Origin of the sequence: Streptomyces sulphureus DSM 40104 (genome assembly GCF_000381025.1) — a bacterium.
In the GTDB taxonomy this organism is placed as follows: Bacteria; Actinomycetota; Actinomycetes; order Streptomycetales; family Streptomycetaceae; genus Streptomyces; species Streptomyces sulphureus.
Window position 1 is genome coordinate 354716 of the sequence record NZ_KB905813.1, and the last position, 24171, is coordinate 378886.

24 protein-coding genes, 4 tRNA genes and 1 pseudogene are annotated in these 24171 nt (G+C 72.2%); 22 read left to right on the forward strand and 7 right to left on the reverse strand.

Annotated features, from left to right (window positions below):
* Nucleotides 1–58 precede the first annotated feature (58 nt).
* Together F603_RS0101590 and F603_RS0101595 are read right to left on the reverse strand one after the other, a co-directional pair.
* Nucleotides 59–129, reverse strand: a tRNA-Cys gene (locus tag F603_RS0101590).
* 26 nt (nt 130–155) lie between these two features.
* Nucleotides 156–228, reverse strand: a tRNA-Gly gene (locus F603_RS0101595).
* A gap of 167 nt (nt 229–395) precedes the next feature.
* Between F603_RS0101595 and F603_RS0101600 the strand changes: the two genes are divergently transcribed.
* Genes F603_RS0101600 through F603_RS0101610 form a run of 3 tightly spaced genes read left to right on the forward strand, consistent with a single transcriptional unit; the run spans nt 396 to nt 3186 of the window.
* Nucleotides 396–1505: a chorismate-binding protein gene (locus F603_RS0101600; RefSeq protein WP_019544266.1), complete on the forward strand. Its 1110-nt coding sequence runs from the start codon at nt 396–398 to the stop codon at nt 1503–1505.
* Between the two features lie 11 nt (nt 1506–1516).
* The gene (locus F603_RS0101605; protein ID WP_019544267.1) at nt 1517–2341 is read left to right on the forward strand and encodes an aminotransferase class IV; all 825 of its coding nucleotides are present in this window, start codon (nt 1517–1519) and stop codon (nt 2339–2341) included.
* 17 nt (nt 2342–2358) lie between these two features.
* Nucleotides 2359–3186: a GNAT family N-acetyltransferase gene (locus tag F603_RS0101610; RefSeq protein ID WP_019544268.1), complete on the forward strand. Its 828-nt coding sequence runs from the start codon at nt 2359–2361 to the stop codon at nt 3184–3186.
* Nucleotides 3187–3189: 3 nt separating this feature from the next.
* Here the strand turns inward: F603_RS0101610 and F603_RS0101615 are convergent, their stop codons facing one another.
* On the reverse strand, nt 3190–3681 hold the full coding sequence (locus F603_RS0101615) for a DsbA family protein (protein WP_019544269.1): 492 nt from the start codon (nt 3679–3681) through the stop codon (nt 3190–3192).
* A gap of 94 nt (nt 3682–3775) precedes the next feature.
* Between F603_RS0101615 and F603_RS0101620 the strand changes: the two genes are divergently transcribed.
* On the forward strand, nt 3776–4216 hold the full coding sequence (locus tag F603_RS0101620) for a hypothetical protein (protein WP_019544270.1): 441 nt from the start codon (nt 3776–3778) through the stop codon (nt 4214–4216).
* Nucleotides 4217–4330: 114 nt separating this feature from the next.
* On the forward strand, nt 4331–4507 hold the full coding sequence (locus F603_RS35300) for a hypothetical protein (protein ID WP_019544271.1): 177 nt from the start codon (nt 4331–4333) through the stop codon (nt 4505–4507).
* A 2-nt stretch (nt 4508–4509) separates the two neighbouring features.
* Here the strand turns inward: F603_RS35300 and F603_RS0101630 are convergent, their stop codons facing one another.
* The gene (locus F603_RS0101630) at nt 4510–5088 is read right to left on the reverse strand and encodes a CGNR zinc finger domain-containing protein (protein ID WP_019544272.1); all 579 of its coding nucleotides are present in this window, start codon (nt 5086–5088) and stop codon (nt 4510–4512) included.
* Nucleotides 5089–5303: 215 nt separating this feature from the next.
* Nucleotides 5304–5717 carry an SsgA family sporulation/cell division regulator gene (locus F603_RS0101635; protein ID WP_016905455.1) on the reverse strand — a complete coding sequence of 138 codons (414 nt, stop codon included), beginning with the start codon at nt 5715–5717 and terminating at the stop codon, nt 5304–5306.
* A 189-nt stretch (nt 5718–5906) separates the two neighbouring features.
* On the opposite strand from F603_RS0101635, the pseudogene F603_RS31380 reads away from it, so the two are divergent.
* The 6 genes and pseudogenes from F603_RS31380 to F603_RS0101665 form a co-directional block, all read left to right on the forward strand.
* Nucleotides 5907–6194 (forward strand): annotated as a pseudogene (locus F603_RS31380) (TIGR02611 family protein); the annotation flags it as partial.
* Nucleotides 6195–6327: 133 nt separating this feature from the next.
* Nucleotides 6328–6399 (forward strand) — tRNA-Val (locus F603_RS0101645).
* Nucleotides 6400–6634: 235 nt separating this feature from the next.
* Nucleotides 6635–6706, forward strand: a tRNA-Val gene (locus F603_RS0101650).
* A 139-nt stretch (nt 6707–6845) separates the two neighbouring features.
* On the forward strand, nt 6846–7817 hold the full coding sequence (locus tag F603_RS31385) for a hypothetical protein (RefSeq protein ID WP_019544274.1): 972 nt from the start codon (nt 6846–6848) through the stop codon (nt 7815–7817).
* A 98-nt stretch (nt 7818–7915) separates the two neighbouring features.
* A complete protein-coding gene (gene thrS / locus F603_RS0101660; RefSeq protein ID WP_026328053.1) occupies nt 7916–9898 on the forward strand; it encodes a threonine--tRNA ligase in 1983 nt (660 codons plus the stop codon).
* 63 nt (nt 9899–9961) lie between these two features.
* Complete coding sequence (locus F603_RS0101665) at nt 9962–10522, forward strand: HIT family protein (RefSeq protein ID WP_019544276.1); 561 nt, start codon at nt 9962–9964, stop codon at nt 10520–10522.
* Between the two features lie 35 nt (nt 10523–10557).
* On the opposite strand, the gene F603_RS0101670 is transcribed toward F603_RS0101665, so the two are convergent.
* Together F603_RS0101670 and F603_RS0101675 are read right to left on the reverse strand one after the other, a co-directional pair.
* Nucleotides 10558–12231 (reverse strand): hypothetical protein, encoded by a 1674-nt coding sequence (locus F603_RS0101670; protein ID WP_019544277.1) that lies wholly within the window; start codon nt 12229–12231, stop codon nt 10558–10560.
* 135 nt (nt 12232–12366) lie between these two features.
* Nucleotides 12367–14547 (reverse strand): elongation factor G-like protein EF-G2, encoded by a 2181-nt coding sequence (locus tag F603_RS0101675; RefSeq protein WP_026328055.1) that lies wholly within the window; start codon nt 14545–14547, stop codon nt 12367–12369.
* 358 nt (nt 14548–14905) lie between these two features.
* Between F603_RS0101675 and pgsA the strand changes: the two genes are divergently transcribed.
* From pgsA to yajC, 11 genes are all read left to right on the forward strand, one after another.
* A complete protein-coding gene (gene pgsA / locus F603_RS0101685) occupies nt 14906–15595 on the forward strand; it encodes a phosphatidylinositol phosphate synthase (protein WP_019544280.1) in 690 nt (229 codons plus the stop codon).
* Nucleotides 15592–16533, forward strand: a complete 942-nt coding sequence (locus tag F603_RS0101690) for a phosphatidylinositol mannoside acyltransferase (protein WP_019544281.1) — start codon at nt 15592–15594, stop codon at nt 16531–16533. Before pgsA ends, F603_RS0101690 begins: the two co-directional genes overlap by 4 nt.
* Nucleotides 16530–17702: a glycosyltransferase family 4 protein gene (locus tag F603_RS0101695; RefSeq protein WP_019544282.1), complete on the forward strand. Its 1173-nt coding sequence runs from the start codon at nt 16530–16532 to the stop codon at nt 17700–17702. Before F603_RS0101690 ends, F603_RS0101695 begins: the two co-directional genes overlap by 4 nt.
* A gap of 55 nt (nt 17703–17757) precedes the next feature.
* Nucleotides 17758–18330 (forward strand): membrane protein, encoded by a 573-nt coding sequence (locus F603_RS0101700; RefSeq protein ID WP_019544283.1) that lies wholly within the window; start codon nt 17758–17760, stop codon nt 18328–18330.
* A gap of 127 nt (nt 18331–18457) precedes the next feature.
* Nucleotides 18458–19372 (forward strand): pyridoxal 5'-phosphate synthase lyase subunit PdxS, encoded by a 915-nt coding sequence (gene pdxS / locus F603_RS0101705; RefSeq protein WP_019544284.1) that lies wholly within the window; start codon nt 18458–18460, stop codon nt 19370–19372.
* Between the two features lie 8 nt (nt 19373–19380).
* A complete protein-coding gene (pdxT, locus tag F603_RS0101710; RefSeq protein WP_019544285.1) occupies nt 19381–20076 on the forward strand; it encodes a pyridoxal 5'-phosphate synthase glutaminase subunit PdxT in 696 nt (231 codons plus the stop codon).
* 30 nt (nt 20077–20106) lie between these two features.
* Complete coding sequence (locus F603_RS0101715) at nt 20107–20859, forward strand: YebC/PmpR family DNA-binding transcriptional regulator (protein WP_019544286.1); 753 nt, start codon at nt 20107–20109, stop codon at nt 20857–20859.
* Between the two features lie 204 nt (nt 20860–21063).
* The gene (ruvC, locus tag F603_RS0101720; protein ID WP_019544287.1) at nt 21064–21612 is read left to right on the forward strand and encodes a crossover junction endodeoxyribonuclease RuvC; all 549 of its coding nucleotides are present in this window, start codon (nt 21064–21066) and stop codon (nt 21610–21612) included.
* Nucleotides 21609–22241: a Holliday junction branch migration protein RuvA gene (gene ruvA / locus F603_RS0101725; RefSeq protein WP_019544288.1), complete on the forward strand. Its 633-nt coding sequence runs from the start codon at nt 21609–21611 to the stop codon at nt 22239–22241. The genes ruvC and ruvA overlap by 4 nt, the downstream gene beginning before the upstream one ends.
* A gap of 59 nt (nt 22242–22300) precedes the next feature.
* The gene (gene ruvB / locus F603_RS0101730) at nt 22301–23374 is read left to right on the forward strand and encodes a Holliday junction branch migration DNA helicase RuvB (protein ID WP_019544289.1); all 1074 of its coding nucleotides are present in this window, start codon (nt 22301–22303) and stop codon (nt 23372–23374) included.
* Between the two features lie 165 nt (nt 23375–23539).
* The gene (yajC, locus tag F603_RS0101735; RefSeq protein WP_019544290.1) at nt 23540–24064 is read left to right on the forward strand and encodes a preprotein translocase subunit YajC; all 525 of its coding nucleotides are present in this window, start codon (nt 23540–23542) and stop codon (nt 24062–24064) included.
* Nucleotides 24065–24171 lie beyond the last annotated feature (107 nt).

Here is a 24171-nt window from a genome sequence, read left to right on the forward strand (position 1 = left end):
TTGAACCAGTGACCTCTTCCGTGTCAGGGAAGCGCTCTCCCGCTGAGCTAATCGTCCGAGGTGGAGACGGGATTTGAACCCGTGTAGACGGCTTTGCAGGCCGTTGCCTCGCCTCTCGGCCACTCCACCAGGGTGGGAGCCCAAGACCCCCTCCGAGCGGACGACGAGATTCGAACTCGCGACCCCCACCTTGGCAAGGTGGTGCTCTACCAGCTGAGCTACGTCCGCACTGCCGCTCCCGGAATCCACCGTGAGCCGCGTTGCCGCCGAGCTGCTTGCGCGTCCCGGCGACGTGTTGAACTTTAGCGGATTCCCGCCCCAGCTCAAATTCCGTTTGCCCAGCCAGGGTCCACAGCAGGACAGATCGGGCACAGCACTGGCCATAGACTCGGCTGATGCCCGACTCCGCGCCCATGGCCTGCTTCGACGGCCTGCTCGCAACCGACCTCCGCGACGTCACGACCGACCCGGCGGCGCTCGACTCGAAGGGCTGGTGGGCGGTGGTCGCCTCCTTCGAAGGAGCGGTGGTCTGCGCGCGCTTCGGCGATGTGCGCCCCGCACCGCTGCGGCGCCCGGCGAGGTGGCGGGGGCCCGCCCCCGAAGCATGGCGCAGCTCCCTCGACCGCGCCGCCTACACCTCGGCGGTCCGCCGCGTACGCGCCGCCATCGCCGCGGGCGACGTCTACCAGGCCAACCTCTGCCGCACGGTGACCGCGCCGCTGCCCGACCCGGACGCCGCCGACGTCGAGGCGCTCGCGTCCCTCCTCGTTCGCGGCAACCCGGCCCCGTACGCCGGGGCCGTGCGCCTCCCCGCGCACGGCGTCGAGGTCGCGACGGCCTCGCCCGAGCTGTACCTCTCCCGTAGCCGCCGCACCGTCCGCTCCGGTCCGATCAAGGGCACGGCGCCGGAGCGCGCGCTGCTCCTGGAGAAGGACCGCACGGAGAACGTGATGATCGTCGACCTCGTCCGCAACGACCTCGGCCGACTCTGCCTCCCCGGTTCGGTCTCCGTGCCCGCACTCTGCTCGGTCGAGTCGCATCCGGGCCTCGTCCACCTCGTCTCCACCGTCGAGGGCGAACTTCCGCGCGACGCCGGCTGGCCCGAACTGCTCGCCGCCACCTTCCCGCCCGGCTCGGTGACGGGGGCGCCGAAGAGCTCGGCGCTGCGCCTCATACGGGAGTTGGAGACGGTGCCGCGCGGCCCGTACTGCGGCGGCGTCGGCTGGGTCGACGCGGACCACGGCACCGGCTCCCTCGCCGTCGGCATCCGCACGTTCTGGGTGGAGCGCGCGGGCCGCGCCGGCCGGCTCCGGTTCGGCACCGGCGCGGGCATCACCTGGGGCTCGGACCCGGACGGCGAGTGGCAGGAGACCGAACTGAAGGCACGCCGCCTGCTCGCGATAGCGTCGGGCGTGGACGTACAGGCACACGGTGCCGCACGCGACGGCGACGCCGCAGTGCACGCACCAGCGGTCCCCGCGGACCGCCCCGGCACCCCACGGTGAGGATGGTTCACGTGAAGATCTGGCTCGACGGCCGACTGCGCGACCCCGACAGCGCCTACGTCTCCGTGCTCGACCACGGACTCACCGTCGGCGACGGCGTCTTCGAGACGCTCCAGGTCGCCGACGGCACCGCCTTCGCACTCACCCGCCACCTGCGACGGCTCAGCCGCTCCGCGACCGGACTCGGCCTGCCGGAGCCCGACTTGGACGAGGTGCGCCGTGCCTGCGAGGCCGTGGTGGCGGCGAACCCGATGGAGTACGGCCGGCTGCGCATCACCTATACGGGCGGCGTCTCGCCGCTAGGCTCGGCGCGGGGCGAGGAGCGCCCCACGCTCGTCGTCGCGGCCGGGGAGACCACCCGCCGCCCCGACACCACCACCGTGATCACCGTGCCCTGGACGCGGAACGAGCGCGGCGCGCTGACCGGCCTGAAGACCACCTCGTACGCCGAGAACGTCGTGGCCCTCGCCAGGGCACGTCAACAGGCCGCCACCGAGGCGCTCTTCGCCAATACCGCGGGGGCGCTCTGCGAGGGGACCGGTTCCAACGTCTTCGTCGTCCTCGACGGTACGCTCCACACCCCGCCGCTCTCCTCCGGGTGCCTCGCCGGCATCACCCGTGAGCTCGTCCTGGAGTGGACGGGCGCCCACGAGACCGACCTCCCCCTCGACGCCCTCGACCGCGCCGAGGAAATCTTCCTCACCTCGACCCTCCGCGACGTCCAGGCGATCGCCCGCGTCGACGAGCGCGCCCTCACCCCGTCCCCGGGGCCGGTCACGGCCAAGGCGATGCGCACCTTCACCGAACGCGCCGCCGCCGACCGCGACCCGTGCTGAAGCACCGAGGGGGACCGATGACGACGACACTCCGGCCGAGCGGCCCCGAGGAACCCTCGGGGCAGGACGGCACCTCGCGTGCGTACGAAATCCTCGACAACGGGCGCGAGATCGGCGGCCTGCGGCTCACCGCGTACGCACGCGGCGCAGGCGCCGTCTCCGAGCTGTACGTCGCCCCCGAGGAGCGGCTGCGCGGCCGCGCGACGATCGCGCTCCTCGCCGCCGAGGAGGTGCTGCGGGACAGGGGCTGCCGGCGGATCGAGTGCGGCGTGCCCGCGGAAGGAGCCGAAGCGCTCCACCTCGCCGCGGCGCTCGGCTACCGCGAGACCGGCAGGCACCTCGTCAAACCGCTCGCCGCCGCACCGCAGTTGCCGCCCGGCTCCCGCGTGCGCCCGATGACGCGCGACGAGTACCCGCGCTGGGTCGAGAACGGCCGCGTCGTCCACGTCGAACTCACCCGCGCCTCGGGGCTCTCCGAGTCGGAGGCGGACGAGAAGTACCACGCGGCGCTCGCACGGCAACTCCCGGACGGGCCGGCCACCGAGGGCGCGCGGCTGCTCGTGCTGGAGCACGGGGAAGAGGCGGTGGGAACCCTCTGGGTCGGGATGCGCGGCTCACCGCGGCCCGGGCTGGCGTGCTGGGTCTGGGACGTCCTCGTCGAGCCCGAGCACCGGGGGAGCGGGCACGGGCGCTCGCTGATGCTCGCCGCCGAGGCCGAGTGCTTCGAAGCGGGCGCCGACCGCCTCGGCCTCAACGTCCACGCGGGCAACATCCCCGCACTCCACCTCTACTACTCGCTCGGCTACGAGCTCGCGGAGGTCTTCCACGCCAAGCACCTCGCGTAGCGGCTAGCCGCCGGCCCCGTCCACCAGCCCCTCGATCCGCTCCCGCAGCCCCTTCTGGCTCTTCCCGCCGTCCAGCCTCTCCCCGGCCACGACGTACGTCGGTGTCCCCTGCACGCCGAGCGCCTTCCCCTCGGCCTGGTCCGCGTCGACGATCAGCAGATGCCGCCCGTCGATCAGTGCCGTCTCGAACTCCTCGACGTCCAGGCCGAGTTCTCCGGCGACGCGGACGAGCAGCGCCTCGCCCTCCCGCCCCAGCTCCTCCGTGCGCGCGAGCACCGCGGCGGCGTACGCGTCGCCGCTGCCCTGCGCGTACGCCTCCTCGGCGGCCTGTGCCGCCGCGTAGGCGTGCTTGTGCTTCTCCAGCGGGAAGTGGCGCAGCCGGATCTCCAACTCGGCGCCGTAGCGCGCCCGGAGCGCCTCCACGTCGGCGAGGGCCCGGTGGCAGTCGGGGCACTGGAGGTCGCACCAGAAGTCGAGTACAGGGGTGTCGTCCATGCCGCCATCTTCTCAGCCGCGGCGACCCGGAGATCTCCCCGAGGTCGGGCAGGGGGCATGGCTTCGCCGTGGGGCGACAAGGCAGGATGGAGCCATGCTCACCACGACCGTCTGTGCCGCGCTCTCGGCAGCGGGCCTCGCCGTCGCCTTCCTCACGGCCTGGCGCCGCAGGTTCGTCGTCGCCACCCGCATCGCCGCCGTCTCGCTGCTGCCGGTCGGGCTCGCGATGGCCGGCCTCGTCGGGCTCGGCGGCAAGATCGTCCGAGCCGTCGGCTCATGGGCGGCCGACCTGGTGCTGAAGCCCACGGTCTGGGCGGGTTTCGCGGTCCTCGCCGCCGCCGTCGTCCTTTACGTCGTCGCGAGCTTCGCCTCCCGCCGCTCCTCCGGCGCCCCCGCCGGACGTCAGCCCGCAGCCCCCGAGGCCGGGGCGCCGCAGCAGGTCGGTTCGGGCGCCAAGGAGAAGGGCAAGCCAAGCGCGGCGGGCGGCGAGGACTTCTCCGACATCGAGGAGATCCTCAAGAAGCACGGCATCTGACGGACCCCCTCTACACGACGGACGGCCTCCGCCGCGACCCAAAGGCGAACTCCGTACCCACAAGAGCGTGTTGAGCGGCTTCGCCCCGTTCCGCTGCGACATGATCGCGGCGAGATGGAGACCACGCCCGATCCCGACCTCGGCTTCGACGAGCCGGGGCCACCGAACCCCGCGAACCCCGGCGAGCCACGAGGCTGCCTCTACGCACTCTCGCAACCCCCACTGATGCTCTTCCTAGCCGTGATCGCCACGCTTCTGGCGCTCACCGGGGCCCACGACCTTCTGTTCTGACCTCAGTCGCGGACGCCGGCCCCGGTCGTGCGCGAGTCGCGCTGCCGCGCGCGGTAGGCGGCGACGTGGAGGCGGTTGCCGCACGTGCGGCTGGAGCAGTAGCGGCGCGAGCGGTTGCGGGAGAGGTCGACGAAGGCGCGTCCGCAGCCCGGCGCCTCGCACCGACGCAGCCGGTCGCGCTCGCCCGAGACGACGAGGAAGGCGAGCGCCATCCCGCCGTCCGCCGCCAGGTGGTCGGCGAGGGAGGCGCCCGGCGCGAAGAAGTGCACGTGCCAGTCGTACCCGTCGTGGTCGGTGAGCTGCGGTGTCGTCCCGGCCTGCGCGACGAGGGAGTTGATCGGCTCCGCCGCGGCGCGTGCGTCCTCGGCCGCGAAGATCTCGACGAACCGGTCCCGCACCCCGCGCACCGCGGCCAGGTCGGCCGCCCCGAGCTCACCGACCCCGCTGACGCCGTTCCGCTCCACGTACGCGCGCAGCGACGCGACGCTCTGGAGCGTGTCGGGAACGTCTTCCTCCGCCGCGGTGTTCAGCAGGTCGACTACGTAGTCGAGCGCGCACCGGGTGTCGTGGTTGATCTGCACGTCTCTCGCTCCTGCTCGGCAGCGGATCGGCGGGCGGCACCCCGCGGCCCGCACGGGCCGCGCCGGGCGCCGAGCCCGGTGCGCACAGAGCCTAGCCGCTGCCTGCGCCGAGGCGCCGCCCTCGCGTGTGGGATACGCGAGGACGGCGCCTCGGTTGTGCGTTTGTGCCGGGCCCCAGCCGTCGCCCCGAGTCGGACGGCTGGGTACCGGCGGTCTCAGCTCTCGGCGAGGATGTGCGAGAGCTCCGTGTCGAGGTCGAAGTGTCGGTGCTCGGTGCCGGGGGGTACGGCGGCATCCGTCCGCTTGAGGAACGATTCCAGCGCGCGTGCCGGTGCTTCGAGGAGTGCCTCGCCCTCGGGGGAGCTGAGGGCGATGCAGGCGACTCCCTGTCCGTGACTGCGGGACGGCCACACCCGGACGTCGCCGGTGCCCGTGGGGCGGTGGAGACCCTCGGCGAGGAGGTCGCGGGCGAAGACCCATTCGACCGTCTCCTCGGCTCCGGTGTGGAAGGTGGCATGCACGGCGTAGGGGTCCGCCGTGTCGTACCGCAGGCCCGCGGGTACAGGCAGTGATGACTCGCTCGAAACAACGAGGCGCAGGTGCAGCTCGCAGCTGACCGTAGTGTTCATAAGCGCCAGGGCCTTTCGCTCAGTGTGCGCTCGGGGGTTCGCACGTCGGCGACATCGACATGCCACTTACGGGCCGGTTGTAAACCCCTCTGAGTGTTTTGTCGGAAATCGGCGGCTTTATATGGCTCTCGACTGGTTTTCGGCGTGCATCCATTCCGGTGAAGGACGGAGTCCGGTAGCTTTCCCAACGTGAACGCGGAGAGTGACGGGACGCCCCGGGGGTCGCAAGCGCCCGGTTTCGTCCGTAGTTCCAGGCTCCTGCGCCTCTGCTGGAGGGCCGGGGTTTTCGTGGTCGGTCTCGCCGTGGTCGCTGCCGGGGTGGTGATGCTCGTGCTGCCCGGCCCGGGCTGGTTGGTGATCCTCGCCGGGTTGGCGCTCTGGGCCACCGAGTTCGTGTGGGCACAGCGTGTGACCGACTGGACGAAACGGCAGTTGCGGTGCTGGGCGAACCGTGCGAGGCGCCGTGTGCGGGAGCGCCGTCGTGCGAGGAGCGGACGGAAGGCCGCGTCGGAGGAGGCGCGGGACGAGGGCCCGGTGCCGGCCTCGCGGTCGGGCGTCTGAGGCGGTGCGGAGCACCCGCTGACATGGGGTAACGTTGTCCGCGCAGCCCGGGCGATTAGCTCAGCGGAAGAGCGCTTCGTTCACACCGAAGAGGTCACTGGTTCGAACCCAGTATCGCCCACTCTTGTGCCGGGGCCGGGGAGTCTTTCCTCGGCCCCGGCGTCTGTGCGGGCTCGGTGAAATCGCGGGCCGTGCTGCGTAGTTGGGGGCCTCCGAGGGGTCGTCGGGAGGCAACGCCCCATGTAGCGGGCGGTGTTGGTGCGGTTCGGCCGATGGTTTGGTCGATGGCTCCGCGGCACGGTAAGGTTCCGGTCGTGCCACAGCGCGGGAAGCGGCGTCGAAAGCCGTACGCGCAGGGGCGATTAGCTCAGCGGAAGAGCGCTTCGTTCACACCGAAGAGGTCACTGGTTCGAACCCAGTATCGCCCACGTTCCATAGGCCGGTCCGTCGTCAGACGGGTCGGCTTTTTTGTGTGCGCTGCCAACCCGTGCGCGTGCGGCCGTGTTTCGCAGGGTGGCCCCGCGGTCAGGTGGGTGGGGGAGCGACAGCCACCGGGGCGGAGGCCGGATGCCGATCGGCGGCCAGCGAGAGGACGAGGTGCACTGGCATCGCGAATTGCCGCAGGGCAACCGTGCCGCCGGCGTGCGCGCCCGGCAGCGGCTCGACGCGGGGGCGCGATCCCTTGTGCGGGCGGCGGCGCTCGCCTCCCGGGCGCCCGCCGGCTACTTCGGCGCACGTCACGAGCGTTGGGCGGCGGCCCGCCTGGAGCGCGCCCGCTTCGAGGAACCGCAGGCGGCGTACCAGGCCGGTGCCGCTCCGCCCGGCCGCCGGTACGCAGCGGCCGTGCCGGCGCTGCCCACCGGCGGCCGCGCCGAGGCCGCCTCGGCCGTCCTTGCCCGCGCGCTGCCCGCCGCGGAGGAGGCGACCCGCCACTTCCGTGCCACCGGCGGACTCTCGGGGTTCGAAGCGGCGGTGGCCCACGGCGTGAGCAAGGAGTTGGTCGACGCGCTCCACCAACTCCTGCGCGGCGCCGAAACGGTGCGCATATCGGTCGCCTGGTCGCCGACGGCGGGCCCGCCGCCCGGGCTGCCCGACCGTCCCGCTGCCGCCGTCTTCACTGCGGCCGATCTGACGGCGCTCGAGCGGGCCGCCCGGCGCTACGTCGAGCTGGAGCCCTCGGTCCCGGTGCGGGTGACGGGGACCGTGGTGCGCCTGCGCCGGTGGGAGCCGGCGGGGGAGGGGACGGCGCGTCTGCGGGTGCTCGCAGGGGCCGACGTCGCGCAGGTGCGTGCGCGGCTCGGCGAGGAGGCGTACCGCTCGGCGGTCCATGCGCACCTCGCCGGCGTCCCCGTGGTGGTGGAGGGGCGTCTGGAGAGCAGGACCGGCTTTCGCAGGCTGGCGGGGGCGCGCGGGCTCTCGCTGGTGGAGCCCGGCGCGGAGCGCAGGCGTGCGCTCCTTGCCCGGCTCCGGGAGGGACTGGACGACTTCGCGGCGCTGCTCGACTCCGACGCCGACGGCCGTGCGCGCGGCGAGGGGTGAGGACGGAATCCGTTTCGCGCGCGCGGTGTTCTCCTCGGTACGATTCCTCGCGCGTACGACGCTCGTCCTACGCTTCGTACAAGAGTCAGGAGAGACCGGTGTCAGATGTCCGTGTGACCGTCCTACGCGATTCCGAGCGGGAAGAGCGCGTGGTGACGACGGGCACGACGGCCGGCGAGCTCTTCGAGGGCGAGCGTGCGATCGTCGCGGCGCGGATCGGCGGCGAGCTGCGGGACCTCGCCCACCCGCTGGCGGAGGGCGAGGAGGTCGAGCCCGTCGAGCTCGCGAGCGAGGACGGCCTCGCCATCCTGCGCCACTCCACCGCACACGTCCTGGCCCAGGCCGTGCAGGAACTCTTCCCCGACGCGAAGCTCGGCATCGGCCCGCCGGTCAAGGACGGCTTCTACTACGACTTCGACGTCGCCGAGCCGTTCACCCCCGAGGACCTCAAGCGCATCGAGAAGCGGATGCAGCAGATCCAGAAGCAGGGGCAGCTCTTCGCGCGCCGTGTCACCACCGACGAGGACGCCCGCGAGGAACTGGCGGCCGAACCGTACAAGTTGGAGCTCATCGGCTTGAAGGGCTCGGCCGCGGACGCGGCGGAGGGCGCCTCGGCCGAGGTCGGCGGCGGCGAGCTGACCATCTACGACAACCTCGACGCGAAGACCGGCGAACTGTGCTGGAAGGACCTCTGCCGCGGCCCGCACCTGCCGAGCACCCGCCTCATTCCGGCGTTCAAGCTGATGCGCTCGGCCGCCGCCTACTGGCGGGGCAGCGAGAAGAACCCGCAGCTCCAGCGGATCTACGGGACGGCGTGGCCGAGCAAGGAAGAGCTCAAGGGATACCTCGAGTTCCTCGCCGAGGCCGAGAAGCGGGACCACCGCAAGCTCGGCGCCGAGCTCGACCTCTTCTCCGTCCCTGAGGAGCTCGGCCCGGGGCTCGCGATCTTCCACCCGAAGGGCGGCATCGTCCGCAGGGTCATGGAGGACTACTCGCGGCGCCGTCACGAGGAGGCGGGGTACGACTTCGTCAACACACCGCACATCAGCAAGGAGCGGCTCTTCGAGATCTCCGGGCACCTGCCCAACTACGACGAGTCGATGTTCCCGCCGCTGGAGTTCGACGGGCAGAACTACCGCCTGAAGGCGATGAACTGCCCGATGCACAACCTCGTCTACCGCGCGCGCGGTCGCTCCTACCGTGAACTGCCGCTCAGGCTCTTCGAGTTCGGCACCGTCTACCGGTACGAGAAGTCCGGCGTCGTGCACGGGCTCACCCGCTCCCGCGGCTTCACCCAGGACGACTCCCACATCTACACCACCAGGGAGCAGATGCCGGAGGAGCTCGACAGCCTCCTCACGTTCGTCCTCGGCCTCCTGAGGGACTTCGGGCTCGAGGACTTCTACCTGGAACTCTCCACCCGTGACCCGGAGTCGGAGAAGTTCATCGGCGAGGACTCCGAGTGGGAGGAGGCGACGGAGACCCTCCGCCAGGCGGCCGAGAAGCAGGGGCTCGAGCTGGTGATGGACCCCGGCGGCGCCGCGTACTACGGCCCGAAGATCTCCGTGCAGGCGAAGGACGCGATCGGCCGTAGCTGGCAGATGTCGACGATCCAGGTCGACTTCCAGCAGCCGAAGCGGTTCGAACTCGCCTACACGGCGGCCGACGGCTCGCGCCAGCAGCCGGTCATGATCCACCGTGCGCTCTTCGGCTCCATCGAGCGGTTCTTCGCCGTCCTGCTGGAGCACTACGCGGGCGCCTTCCCCGCCTGGCTCGCGCCCGTGCAGGCCGTCGGCATCCCGATCGGCGACGACCACGTCGCGTACCTCGACGAGTTCGCCGCAGCGGCGAAGGCGCAGGGGCTGCGGATGGAGGTCGACTCCTCGGCCGACCGCATGCAGAAGAAGATCCGGAACGCGCAGAAGGCGAAGGTGCCGTTCATGGTGATCGCCGGAGACGAGGACGTCGCGGCCGGCGCGGTCAGCTTCCGTTACCGGGACGGCTCGCAGAAGAACGGCATCCCGCAGGACGAGGCGATCGCGGAGATCGTCGACGTGGTGGGGCGCCGCGTCCAGAACTGAGCAACTCCGAGGGGCGGTCCGGGCCGGGCCGCCCCTCGTCGTGTCCGGGCTCGCGCGCCGAATATGCTGGCCGGCATGACGAGCGAGCCGGAGCAGCAGATCGGGGTGGGGACGCCCGACGCGTTCCAGCGCCTGTGGACACCGCACCGCATGGCGTACATCCAGGGCGAGGACAAGCCGACGGGACCCGGCCCCGACGACGGCTGCCCTTTCTGCTCGATCCCGGCCAAGTCCGACGAGGACGGCTTGGTGATCGCCAGGGGTGCCCAGGTCTACGCCGTGCTCAACCTCTATCCGTACAACGGCGGCCACCTGATGGCCGTCCCCTACCGCCACGTCGCCGACTACACGGAGTTGACGTCCCCGGAGACGACGGAGCTCGCCGAGTTCACCAAGCGGGCGATGACGGTGCTGCGCAAGGTCTCGGGGGCGCACGGGTTCAACATCGGTATGAACCAGGGCAAGGAGGCGGGCGCCGGGATCGCCGCCCATCTCCACCAGCACGTGGTGCCGCGCTGGGGCGGCGACACCAACTTCATGCCGGTGGTCGGCCACACCAAGGTGCTGCCCCAACTCCTCGCCGACACCAGGACGATGCTCGCCGAGGGCTGGCGCAAGGTCTGACGACGCGGCAGGGGGCCCTGCCGCGTCGTGGTGGCTCAGGCGTCGTACGCGTCGGCCTTCTTCGGCTCCGCCGCCTGCACCTGCCCGCCGAGGCTCAGCGACCTGGCGCCGAAGCTGCTGGTGTCGCAGCCGTGCTCGGCGAGGACCTTGAGCGCGGCGGAGTGCACGACGCGGAGCACCGGGGTGGCGGCACGCAGGGCGTCGTCGGCCATGAACCGGTGGCGCCAGGGCTTGTCGGCCCAGGCGTGCCGCAGACCGAACGGCTCGGGGAGGGAGAGCTTTCCGCCGAGGAAGTCGAGCACCGGCGGGAACCAGGTGAGCGGGGCGCGGGCGGTGAGCCGCACCACCTCCTTCGCCTCCACCAGCGGCAGGCTGACGCTCTTCGTCTCCCAGAACTTGATGCTCTTGGAGACCTCCTTGCTGGGCGCCGAGGGCTTGGTGGTGAAGAGCGGGTGGACGGGGCCGAGCGCGTGGCCCGTCACCTCGATCCGCAGCGTGTGGTGGAGGACGGTGACCGTGATCAGCATCGTGATCACCAACTGGCCGTCCCAGAGCACGAACTGCACGCCGAGGTAGTGGCGGTCGCCCGCGCCGAACTGCTGCTCGTTGCAGATGCGTTCTATCTCGAACTGCTTGATCCGGTACCCCTCGACCTCCTGCCCCTCCGGCCTGCTCACCGCCTTGGCGCCTTCGCCGATCGGCGAGACGATCCAGTGGCGTATGGAGGGCTTGGGGAAGCCGCCGGTGTGGAGCGGGCCGCGCTCCAGCATCCGCAGTTGGTCGTAGACGGCCTTGGCGATGTCCCAACTGCGGAAGGGGTAGATCTCGCCGTCCGCCTTGGCGGGCGCCAGCTCCTCGGCGAGCTGCCAGCTCCCCCAGCGGGTGCCCATCCCGAGTATCCCCTTGGGGCCCGCGTAGAAGACGACGTTGCTCGCCTGCTCGGCCGAGACCTTGGCGAGGCCGAGGCGGATGCTCTCGGCGCCCGCGTCGTTCGGGTCCTGCGGGACGGCCTCCGGGATCTTCGCGCCCACCCCGACGCCCCCGCCGAGGAGCCCCGACCATCTGCCGCGCAGGTCCTGTGCGTACCGCTCGCAGATCCGCTTCGCCCAGAACCAGCCGACCACAGGCGCGACCAGCATCAGCCGCAGGTACCAGGACCAGAAACCGTCGAACGGCAGGCTGATCACGAGGAGCACGGCGCCCACCCCGACGACACCGAGCACCAGCTTCCCCAGCGCGCCGGCCCGCTTGTTCTGCGCGCCCGCGAGCGTGCGCCGCAGTTGGAAGGCGCCGAGCCACAGCAGCACCCCCGGGAGGAAGAGCAGCCCGAAGAGGACCATGACGAAGGTGAGTTGGGTGTCCCGCTGCTTGCGGACGCGGGTGGCGGCGAGGCAGTGCTCGACGACGGTCTGCGGTTCGAGGCCGAAGGACTGGATGAGCGGAGCCCGCGCTCCGCCGAGGAGGCGGGTCTGCACCGCCCGGGAGAACGCCTCGCCGAGGTTGGGCTCGAAGAGCGAGATGCGGGCCTTTTTCACGCTCGCCTCGCTGTTGGCCTCCACCAGCGCGTCGACGGGGCCGTCGCGGTACGCGGCCGAGGCGAGCGCCTGCGTCGCCGCCGTCTGCCCGCTGGCACCGGAGAGCGGGACCTGCGCGCCGGGGGAGAAGTCCGACGCGATGTCGTGCTCGCTGAGATCGTCGAAACCGGCCACTTGACCCCCACCACTCGCGCGTTCGCTCGCGTGCGGCCCCGGAGCCGGCCGCAGCCGCGGAGCCCGTCGCGGCTGTCCCTTCCACTGCCCAACTGCCGTACACCGCACACGTAAGGGAACCGAGCCTACCGGTCGTCAACCCTCGTCCAGGTCGGCTTCGAGTATCTTCGCAGCCTGCTGCTGCGGCATCGGTTCGTGCCCCGCGTGGCTGCGCGAGAAGCGCCCGGTGCCGTGGGAGAGGGCGCGCAGGTCGACGGCGTACCGGCCGAGCTCCCTCTCCGGTACGAGAGCGCTGACGGCGGCGCCGGAACCGTCGGTCGCCTGCCGGGTCCCCAGGACCCGCCCCCGCCGCGCCGACAGGTCGCTCATGACGGCGCCGACGTACTCCTCCCCGACGTGGACCGTGAGCTCCGCGACGGGCTCCAGGAGCCGGACCCGGGCGCGTCCGGCGCACTCCCGCAGCGCGAGGGCGCCAGCGGTCTGGAACGCGGCGTCGCTGGAGTCGACCGGGTGGGCCTTGCCATCGGTGAGCCGCACCCGGAGGTCGACGAGTGGGCGGCCGGCGGTCACGCCGCGCTCCGCCTGCGCGCGGACGCCCTTCTCCACGGACGGGATGAACTGCCGCGGTACGGCGCCGCCCACGACCTCGTCGACGAACTCGATGCCCGCCCCCTCGGCGAGCGGCTCCACGGTGATCTCGCAGACGGCGTACTGCCCGTGCCCGCCCGATTGCTTCACGAGGCGTCCGCGGGCCGACGTGGCCGAGGCGAAGGTCTCACGCAGCGGTACCCGGTAGGGGACGGTGTCGACGTGCACGCCGTACCGCCGGCCGAGCCGCTCCAGCGCGACGTCGAGGTGGGCCTCGCCGAGGCACCAGAGCACCAACTGGCCCGTCTCCGAGTTCTGTTCCAGCCGCATCGTCGGGTCCTCGGCGACGAGTCGGGCGAGCCCGTGCGAGAGCTTGTCCTCGTCGGACCTGCCGTGCGCCTCTACGGCGGTCGGCAGCAGCGGCTCGGGCGGCGGCCACGTCTCCAGCAGCAGCGGCGCGCCCCCTGCGGAGAGGGTGTCGCCCGTCTCGGCCGAGGAGAGCTTGGCGACGCTGACGACGTCGCCGGCGACGGCACCGGCGGCGGGGGACTGGCGCGTCCCGAACGGAGCGGAGAGGCCGCCGATCCGCTCCTCGCAGGTGCGCGCCCCCGGTTCTTCGCCGTGCGTCGGCCCGGTGACGTGGACGGCGTCGTCGGGGCGCAGCGTCCCGGAGAAGACGCGGACGAGCGAGACGCGGCCGACGTACGGGTCGGTCGAGGTCTGCACGACGCTCGCCGCGAGCGGGCCCTGCGGGTCGCACGCGAGCTGAGCCTCGCCGCCGCCCGCGTACGCCCGCGCGCGCACCGGCCTCCGGCGCTGCGGTCCGGGGAGCGCCGCGACCGCGAACTCGAGCAACTCCCGTGCACCGAGCCCGAGTCCGCCACCCTCGGGTGCGGGGCCCGCGGCGAGGACGGGGAAGAAGCTCCCGCGGGCGATCGCCGCCGCCAGGTCGGCGACGAGGGTGGACGCGTCGCACTCCTCGCCCGCGAGGTACCGCTCCATGAGCGCCTCGTCCTCGCTCTGCGCGATGAGCGACTCGATGAGCCGTCCCCGCGCCTCGTCGATCCGGGGCAACTGCCCGGTCGCGGGCGTGCGTTCCACGTGGGAGCCGTCGGCGTAGTCGCCGACGCGGCGGGAGAGCAGCCAGGCGAGCGCCGTGGGGGCGCCGTCCGCGGCGAGCGGCAGGTGGAGCGGCGCGACGGCGTCGGGGTCGCCGTCGGAGGGAAGGCTCCGGCACGCCTCCGCCGTCGCCTCGAAGTCGGCCTGCGGGGCGTCGAGATGGGTGACGACGAGGGCGCGGGGGATCGCCGTGCGCTCGCACTCGCGCCAGAGCATCCGCGCCGTGCCGTCTAGCGGGCTCGCGGCGGAGACGACGAAGAGCGCGGCGTCGGCGGCGTGGAGCCCCGCGTGCAACTCGCCTGCGAAGTCGGCGTATCCGGGGGTGTCGAGGAGGTTGAGGCGGCAGCCCTGCCACCTCAGCGGCGTCAGCGAGAGCCGCACCGAGCGGTGCTGCCGGTGCTCGGACTCGTCGTGGTCGGAGAGGGTGGTCCCGTCGGCGACGCGGCCCGCGCGCTCGACCGCGCCCGCCGCGAGCGCGAGGGACTCCACGAGGCTGGTCTTGCCGGCACCGCTCGGGCCGATCAGCGCCACGTTCCGAACGGAAGCGGGCCCCTCCGCCTCCGCTTCCCTGCCGGCGGCTCCGGGATGTGCGCTCCGCTTCTCGCCCATGGGCCTCCGCCTTCCGGTCTTCGCCTGCCGGACCGCGCCACGCAGCGGCCGGGCCTGCGTGGACGCCTCGTGCGCGGCGCGCGGCGGTGCGCGGACGCGGAGGGGGCGCACCACGTCGTGGCCATCTCCGCGTGGCTGCGCTGGAGTTCGAGCTTTCCACCGCGGTGCGGGGCCGTCCATACGTCGCGCACCACCGCCGTGCAGCCCGTGCGCGAGGTGCAGTTCACGGCGGTCGCGCCGACGGGGAGAGCGGTCCCTTCGCCCGAGTGCGCAACGGCGTGACTACCATGGGCGCGCCGGTGGCGCCCGCGCCCCGCCAGCCTCCACACGACGTTCGATACGACCACCCGGGACCGTCATGCTGAACAAGTACGCGCGTGCCTTCTTCACGCGTGTCCTCACCCCCTTCGCCGCCTTGCTGCTGCGCCTGGGGGTGAGCCCGGACGCCGTCACGCTCGTCGGCACGGGCGGCGTGCTCGCGGGTGCGCTGGTCTTCTTCCCGCTCGGGGAGTTCTTCTGGGGCACCGTGGTGATCACGGTCTTCGTCTTCTCGGACCTCGTCGACGGCAACATGGCGCGGCAGTTGGGCCGCAGCAGCCGCTGGGGCGCGTTCCTCGACTCCACCCTCGACCGGGTCGCCGACGCGGCGATCTTCGGCGGTATCGCGCTCTGGTACGCAGGACGCGGCGACAGCCTGCTCCTCTGTGCCGTGACGCTCTTCTGCCTCGCCAGCGGGCAGGTCGTCTCCTACACCAAGGCGCGCGGCGAGAGCATCGGGCTCCCGGTGAACGTCAACGGCCTGGTGGAGCGCGCCGAGCGGCTCGTCATCACGCTCGTCCTCGCCGGCCTGGCAGGCTTCCACACCACTTTCGGCGTCCCCTACATCGAGGTGCTGCTGCCGATCGCGCTGTGGGTCGTCGCGGTGGGCAGCGCGGTGACGCTCGGCCAGCGGGTCGTCACCGTGCACCGTGAGGCCGCCGAGGCGGAAGCGGCCGTCGAGACACCCGGTGCCGGCGGGTCCGGCCCGTCCGAGGGGAGGACCGCGTGAGCGGATGGCAGGACCGGCTCACCTCCGGCCTGTACGGGGCCGGTTGGGCAGGGGTGCGGAAGCTGCCCGAGCCCACGGCGAGACGGCTGGGGCAACGGATCGCCGACACCGCGTGGAAGCGGCGCGGCAAGAGGGTGCTCCGCTTGGAGTCGAACCTCGCACGAGTGGTGCCCGACGCGGACGCCGAGGAGCTCGCCCGCCTCTCCAAGGCGGGCATGCGCTCCTACCTCCGGTACTGGATGGAGTCCTTCCGGCTGCCGGTCTACAGCCGCGAGCAGATGGCCGCCGCCGTCGACGCCGACGGGCTCGACGTGCTCAACGAGGGCCTGGAGCGCGGCCGCGGCGTCGTCATAGCGCTGCCGCACATGGCCAACTGGGACCTGGCGGGCGCCTGGGCCGTGAGCCGGCTCGGCATCCCGCTCAGCACCGTCGCGGAACGGCTCAAGCCCGAGACGCTCTACGACAAGTTCGTCGGCTTCCGCGAGGGACTCGGCATGGAGGTGCTGCCGCACACCGGCGGCTCGGCGTTCGGCACGCTCGCGCGGCGGCTGCGCGCGGGCGGCCTCGTCTGCCTCGTCGCCGACCGCGACCTCTCCGCTTCGGGCGTCCCCGTCACCTTCTTCGGCGCCGAGGCCCGGATGCCGGGCGGCCCCGCGATGCTCGCGCTGCAGACCGGCGCGGTCCTCCTGCCCGTGACGCTCTGGTACGACGGCACCCCGGTGATGAAGGCGAAGGTGCACCAGGCGGTCGAGGCGCCCGAGGAGGGCGACCGCAAGGCGAAGGCGGCGGCGATGACGCAGTCGGTCGCCGACGTCTTCGCCGCCGGCATCGCCGAACACCCGGAGGACTGGCACATGTTGCAACGGTTCTGGGTCTCCGACCTGGAGCCCGGGAAGCAGCCGTCGCACGCCTCGGGCGAGCCCGAGGGGGCGTCGTGAGGATCGGCATCGTCTGCCCGTACTCCTGGGACGTCCCCGGGGGCGTGCAGTTCCACATCAGGGACCTCGCCGAGCACCTCGGCGGTCTCGGGCACGAGGTCTCCGTCCTGGCGCCCTCGGACGACGAGACGGTGCTCCCGCCGTACGTCGTCTCCGCCGGCCGTGCCGTGCCCGTCCCGTACAACGGTTCCGTCGCGCGGCTCAACTTCGGGCTGCTCTCCGCCGCGAGGGTCCGCCGCTGGGTGCACGACGGCGACTTCGACGTGCTCCACATCCACGAGCCGGCCGCCCCCTCGCTCGCCCTGCTCACCTGCTGGGCGGCGCGGGGCCCCATCGTGGCCACCTTCCACACCTCCAACCCCCGCTCCCGCGCCATGATCGCGGCGTACCCGATCCTCCAGTCGGCGCTGGAGAAGATCAGCGCGCGGATCGCGGTGAGCGAGTACGCGCGGCGCACGCTCGTCGAGCACCTCGGAGGGGACGCGGTCGTCATCCCCAACGGCGTCGACGTCGGCTTCTTCGCGCGGGCCGAGCCGAAGCCCGAGTGGCAGGGCACCCCCGACGCCCCGACGATCGGCTTCATCGGGCGGATCGACGAGCCGCGCAAGGGCCTCCCCGTCCTCATGGAGGCGCTGCCGAAGATCCTCGACGAGCAACCGGGGACGCGGCTCCTCGTCGCCGGCAGAGGGGACGAGGAGGAGGCGGTCGCCGCCCTTCCCGCGGGGATGCGGGAGCGCGTGGAGTTCCTCGGAATGGTGAGCGACGAGGACAAGGCACGGCTGCTGCGGAGCGTCGACCTCTACGTCGCGCCGAACACGGGCGGCGAGTCCTTCGGCATCATCCTCGTCGAGGCGATGTCGGCGGGTGCGCCCGTCCTCGCCAGCGACCTCGACGCCTTCGCGCAGGTGCTCGACGCCGGATCGGCGGGTGAGCTCTTCGCCAACGAGGACCCGGGAGCGCTCGCGTCGGCAGCCGTGCGCCTCCTCCGATCCCCCGCGGCGCGGGAGGAGTTGACCGCGCGAGGCGGCCGCCACGTGCGCCGGTTCGACTGGCAGACGGTCGGCGCCGACATCCTCGCCGTCTATGAGACCGTGACCGACGGCGCGGCCTCCGTCGCACCCGACGAGCGCACCGGCCTGCGCGCCAGGCTGGGCCTGGCGCGGGACTGAACGGGCGGCCGGACCCCGGGAACCGCGGGGCCGGTCGGGAGAGGACCCGAGACCCATGCCCACCATCACCACGCTGATCTGGATCGCCGTCGTGCTCCTGCTCGTCGGCGTCTACCTGAGCTGGACCGCCGGCCGCCTCGACCGGCTGCACGCCCGCATCGACGCCGCCCGTGCCGCACTCGACGCGCAACTGCTCCGCCGCGCCTCGATCGCCCAGGAACTCGCCACCGCCGGCGTCCTCGATCCCGCCTCCTCGATGGTGCTCTACCAGGCCGCACACGACGCACGCTCCGCGGAGGAGGAGCAGCGCGAGGTCGCGGAGAGCGAGCTGAGCCAGGCGCTGCGTGCCGTGTTCGAGGAGGACGAGCAGGTCGCGGCGGTCCGCGCGGCACCGGGCGGCGAGGAGGCGACGGGTGAACTCGCCGCCTCCGTACGGCGTGTGCCGATGGCCCGCCGCTTCCACAACGACGCGGTGCGCGCCGCGCGCGCCCTGCGCAGGCACCGCAAGGTGCGCTGGTTCCGCCTCGCCGGGCACGCACCCTTCCCGCTCGCCTTCGAGATGGACGACGAGCCGCCGGCCCCGCTCGCCGAGCGCGACGGCAACGGCGGCCGGACGACGCACGGTTGACACCGGGCGGTCCACGCCCTGCCGATTGGCTCTTTCCGCCACCGGGACGCGACGGCGAAGGTGCGGCTGAGGGCCGGTTCTTCGCCGGTCCGCACAGCTTCCCAGCGAGTCCGAGCGAGGTTCAGCCATGTCCACTCCGTCCACCGCGGCACCTTCGGCCCACGAGACAGGCACGCCCCGCGTCAAGCGCGGCATGGCCGAGCAGCTCAAGGGCGGCGTGATCATGGACGTCGTCACTCCGGAGGAGGCGAAGATCGCCGAGGACGCCGGGGCCGTCGCCGTGATGGCGTTGGAGCGGGTGCCCGCCGACATCCGTGCACACGGCGGCGTCGCGCGGATGTCGGACCCCGACATGATCGACGGCATCGTCAACGCGGTCTCGATCCCGGTGATGGCGAAGTCCCGCATCGGCCACTTCGCCGAGGCGCAGGTGCTCCAGGCGCTCGGCGTCGACTACATCGACGAGTCCGAGGTGCTCACGCCGGCCGACGAGGCGCACCACAGCGACAAGTTCGCTTTCACCACTCCGTTCGTCTGCGGCGCCACCGACCTCGGCGAGGCGCTCCGGCGGATCTCCGAGGGCGCCGCGATGATCCGCTCCAAGGGCGAGGCGGGCACGGGCAACGTCGTGGAGGCGGTACGCCACCTCCGCCGGATCAACGGCGAGATCGCACGCCTCACCGTCTGCGACCGCAACGAGCTCCACACCGCGGCGAAGGACCTGCGCGCCCCGTACGAACTCGTCCGCGAGGTCGCGGAGGCGGGCAGGCTGCCCGTCGTGCTCTTCTCCGCCGGCGGCGTGGCGACGCCCGCCGATGCTGCGCTGATGCGGCAGTTGGGCGCCGAGGGGGTCTTCGTCGGCTCCGGGATCTTCAAGTCGGGCGATCCGGCGAAGCGCGCCGCCGCCATCGTCAAGGCGACGACGTTCCACGACGATCCGAAGGTCGTCGCCGACGTCTCGCGGGGCCTCGGCGAGGCGATGGTCGGCATCGACTGCGACACCCTGCCGGAGGGCGAGCGGTACGCGGAGCGGGGCTGGTGACGCGGGGGATGGAAGCCGGCGGGGATCGTCCCCCGATCGGGGTCCTCGCGCTCCAGGGGGACGTGCGCGAGCACCTCGCGGCGCTCGCCGCGTGCGGCGCCGAGGCGCGTACGGTGCGCACCGCGGCCGAACTCGCCGACGTCGAAGGGCTGGTGGTGCCCGGCGGCGAGTCCACGACGATCGCGGGACTGGCCGGTTCCTTCGGACTGCTGGAGCCGTTGCGCGCGCGGATCGCCGCCGGGATGCCGGCGTACGGCTCGTGCGCCGGGATGGTCCTGCTCGCAGAGAAGGTCCTCGCGCCCGACGGGCACGAGGTCGGGCAGCAGACGTTCGGCGGCATCGGGATGGCGGTCCGCAGGAACGCCTTCGGCAGGCAGAACGAGTCCTTCGAGGCGGAGATCGAGGTGGCGGGGGTGGACGGGGGGCCCGTCACCGGTGTCTTCATTCGTGCACCATGGGTGGAGTCCACGGGTGAGCGGACCGTGGTGCTCGCCGAGTACCGCGGGCACCCAGTGGCGGTCACGCAGGGCAACCTGCTGGCCACGTCCTTCCATCCGGAGCTGACGGGAGACCCGCGGGTGCACGCGCTCTTCGTCGGCCTCGTGCGGCGCGCGGTCCTGCGGGAGGAGCCGGCGCTGCCCTGGGGGTACGGACCGCCGGGCGGTCGGCACGCTGAGTGGCGGACGGTAGGATCTCCGCGTTGATTCTGTTGGTGACTTTGAAGGAGCGAGGCTGTGTCCGGCCACTCGAAGTGGGCTACCACGAAGCACAAGAAGGCCGTGATCGATGCCAAGCGCGGCAAGCTCTTCGCGAAGCTGATCAAGAACATCGAGGTCGCGGCGCGCACCGGAGGAGCTGACCCGGAGGGCAATCCCACCCTCTTCGACGCCATCCAGAAGGCGAAGAAGCAGTCGGTCCCCAACAAGAACATCGACAGCGCCGTCAAGCGCGGCGCCGGCCTCGAGGCCGGCGGCGCCGACTACGAGACGATCATGTACGAGGGGTACGGTCCCAACGGCGTCGCCGTCCTCATCGAGTGCCTCACCGACAACCGCAACCGCGCGGCCTCCGACGTCCGCGTCGCCATGACGCGCAACGGCGGCTCGATGGCCGACCCGGGCTCCGTCTCGTACCTCTTCAACCGCAAGGGCGTCGTGACGCTCCCGAAAAACGGCCTCACCGAGGACGACATCCTCGCCGCCGTGCTGGAGGCCGGTGTCGAGGACGTCAACGACTACGGCGAGACCTTCGAGGTGATCAGCGAGGCGACCGACCTCGTCGCGGTCCGTACCGCCCTCGTCGACGCCGGTATCGACTACGACTCGGCGGAGGCGAGCTTCGTCCCCAGCATGCAGGTCCAACTGGAGGAGGAGGGCGCCCGCAAGATCTTCAAGCTGATCGACGTGCTTGAGGACAGCGACGACGTCCAGAACGTCTACGCCAACTTCGACGTCTCCGACGACGTCATGGCGAAGGTCGACGCCTGATCCTCCGTCCCCCTCGCTTCTCGCGGGGGAGCCGCCCGGCGTGCGGGCTGCCGCCCGTGCGGTCAACGGGGCCGCCGGTTGCGGGCGTTGTCGGTGCCCGGCACTAGGCTGCTCGTCGACGGTCGCACCTGCGGTGATCGCCGTGAAGGACGCGGCGGGAGGGCGGCCACGGTGCGCGGGAGCGCGTAGAAGGGGCGGTGGCGTGTGCGCGTGCTGGGGGTCGATCCGGGGCTCACCCGCTGCGGCATCGGTGTCGTCGAGGGCGTCGCGGGGAGGCCGTTGGCGATGGTCGGGGTCGGAGTGGTCCGCACCCCCGCCGAGAGCAGCGTGCCCGAGCGGCTGCTCGGGATAGAGCGCGGCCTGGAGGAGTGGCTCGAGGAGCACCGCCCCGAAGCGGTCGCCGTGGAGCGGGTGTTCAGCCAGCACAACGTACGCACCGTCATGGGTACGGCGCAGGCGAGCGCCGTCGCGATGCTCTGCGCCGCACGTCGGGGACTGCCCGTCGCGCTGCACACCCCGAGCGAGGTCAAGGCCGCGGTCACCGGCTCGGGCAGGGCCGAGAAGGCCCAGGTCGGCGCGATGGTCGCCAGGCTGCTGCGGCTCGACTCGCCGCCGCGGCCCGCGGACGCGGCGGACGCCCTCGCTCTCGCGATCTGCCACATCTGGCGTGCCCCCGCGCACAACCGCCTCCAGCAGGCGAAGGCCGCGCACGCCGCCCGGTACGCAGCCACCCCGAAAGGCGTCCAGCGATGATTGCTTTCCTCTCCGGCACCGTCGCCGCGGTGGGGCCCGACACGGCCGTCGTCGAGGTTTCGGGCGTCGGCATGGCCGTCCAGTGCGCCCCCGGCACACTCGCCGCACTCCGCGTGGGCGAACAGGCGCGCCTCGCCACCTCGTTGGTGGTCCGCGAGGACTCCCTCACCCTCTACGGCTTCGCCGACGACGACGAGCGCCAGGTCTTCGAACTCCTCCAGACGGCGAGCGGCGTCGGCCCCCGCCTGGCACAGGCGATGCTGGCCGTGCACACCCCGGACGCGCTGCGTACCGCCGTCGCCGGCGGTGACGAGAAGGCCCTCACAGCCGTCCCCGGGATCGGCAAGAAGGGCGCACAGAAGCTGCTGCTGGAGCTGCGCGACCGGCTCGGCGAGCCGATCGGCTCGGCACCCGCGCAGAGCGCGGCGCGCGGTACGGCGGTGCCTGTGTCCGGGTGGCGGGAGCAGCTCAACTCCGCGCTTATCGGCCTCGGTTACGCCAACCGCGAGGCCGAGGAGGCGGTTGCGGCGGTTGCGCCGCAGGCGGAGGAGCTCGCGGCGGCAGGCGCCGAGCCGCCGGTGCCGCAGCTACTCCGCGCCGCGCTCCAGACCCTCAACAGGGCGCGCTGAGATGGCGCTCGGGAGCACCCCCGCCCCCCGTACGGACAAGGCACAGCGCGAGGCAGCCGATGCAGAGTGACGACGGAACCGAGACGGCCCAGGACGCCGAGCGACTCGTCGGCGCCGAGGCCGACGGCGACGACCAGGCCGTCGAAGCGGCCCTGCGCCCCAGGGAGTTGGGCGATTTCATCGGCCAGCCCCGCGTGCGCGAGCAGCTCGATCTGGTGCTGCGGGCGGCGCGTGCCCGCGGCGCCAGCGCCGACCACGTGCTGCTCTCGGGGGCCCCGGGGCTCGGCAAGACCACCCTCTCGATGATCATCGCCGCGGAGATGGGCGCCCCCCTCCGCGTCACCTCGGGCCCGGCCATCCAACACCAGGGCGACCTCGCCGCGATCCTCTCCTCCCTCCAGGACGGAGAGGTCCTCTTCCTCGACGAGATCCACCGCATGTCCCGTCCCGCCGAGGAGATGCTGTACATGGCGATGGAGGACTTCCGCGTCGACGTCATCGTCGGCAAGGGCCCGGGTGCCACCGCGATCCCCCTCGAACTCCCCCCGTTCACCCTCGTCGGCGCCACGACGAGGGCGGGCCTCCTTCCGCCACCGCTCCGCGACAGGTTCGGGTTCACCGCGCACATGGAGTTCTACGAGCCGACCGAGCTGGAGCAGGTGGTCCACCGCTCGGCCCGCCTTCTCGACGTCCGCATCGACGGCAAGGGCGCCGTGGAGATCGCCGGCCGCTCGCGCGGCACCCCGCGGATCGCCAACCGGCTGCTGCGCCGCGTGCGCGACTACGCACAGGTGAAGGCCGACGGCGCGATCACCAGGGACGTCGCCGCCCGCGCTCTCGACGTCTACGAGGTCGACGAGCGCGGCCTCGACCGGCTCGACCGCGCGGTGCTCCACTCGCTGCTGAAGCTCTTCGGCGGCGGCCCCGTCGGCCTCTCCACCCTCGCCGTCGCCGTGGGGGAGGAGCGCGAGACGGTCGAGGAGGTGGCCGAGCCCTTCCTCGTCCGCGAGGGTCTGCTCGCCCGCACACCGCGTGGCCGGGTGGCGACTCCGGCGGCATGGGCCCACCTCGACCTCGTCCCGCCGCAGCAACCCAGGGACAAACCAGGACAAGAGGGGCTGTTCCCCGGGTGACGGCGCGGAGGTTCGCCGCCCCAGGAACCCCGGTGCCATGCTGGACGTTGTTCCATCGGCGAGGGCTCCCTTAGACTCCGCCGACGCCGCCCCTTTTGCGGGTGGTACCCACACCCCCGAATACCAGGCCGCCGTGAGGCGTCCGTGTAAGGAAAATCTTCCGCCGTGGATCCTATTGCTCTGCTCCCGTTCATCGTGCTCATCGGGGCCATGTACCTGATGACCCGCTCGGCCAAGAAGAAGCAGCGTCAGGCCACGCAGATGCGTGACCAGATGCAGCCCGGCACCGGCGTCCGGACCATCGGGGGCATGTACGCCACCGTCAAGGAGATCCGCGACGACACCGTCCTCCTTGAGATGGACTCGGGCCAGCATGCTCTCTTCGCCAAGAACGCCATCGGCGCCGTTCTGGAGGACGCGGAGTACGAGCGCATCGTCAACGGTGTCTCCCAGTCCGAACTCGACGTCGACACCGTCGTCCCGGACGACGCCTCCTCGCTCACCGAGGACTCGGACCGCATCGACCTGCACAAGTCCGAGGAAAAGTCGGAGGAGTCGGAGGAGAAGGCCGAGTCCGGGGAGGGCGAGGACGCCGCTTCCGAGACCGAGAGCGAGACGGCGGACGCCGCCACCGCAGAGGACGCGAAGCCCGAGGACGCGAAGCGGGACGGTGACACCGACTCCAAGTAAAGTCGGGCCGCCGGGCCGGAAGGTCAGGTCCGGCGGCTGAGTTACGTCCGCGCACACCTACTTCGCGTGCCGCGCCGCCGCCTGGCCTGACTTCCGGGCGGCGTTGG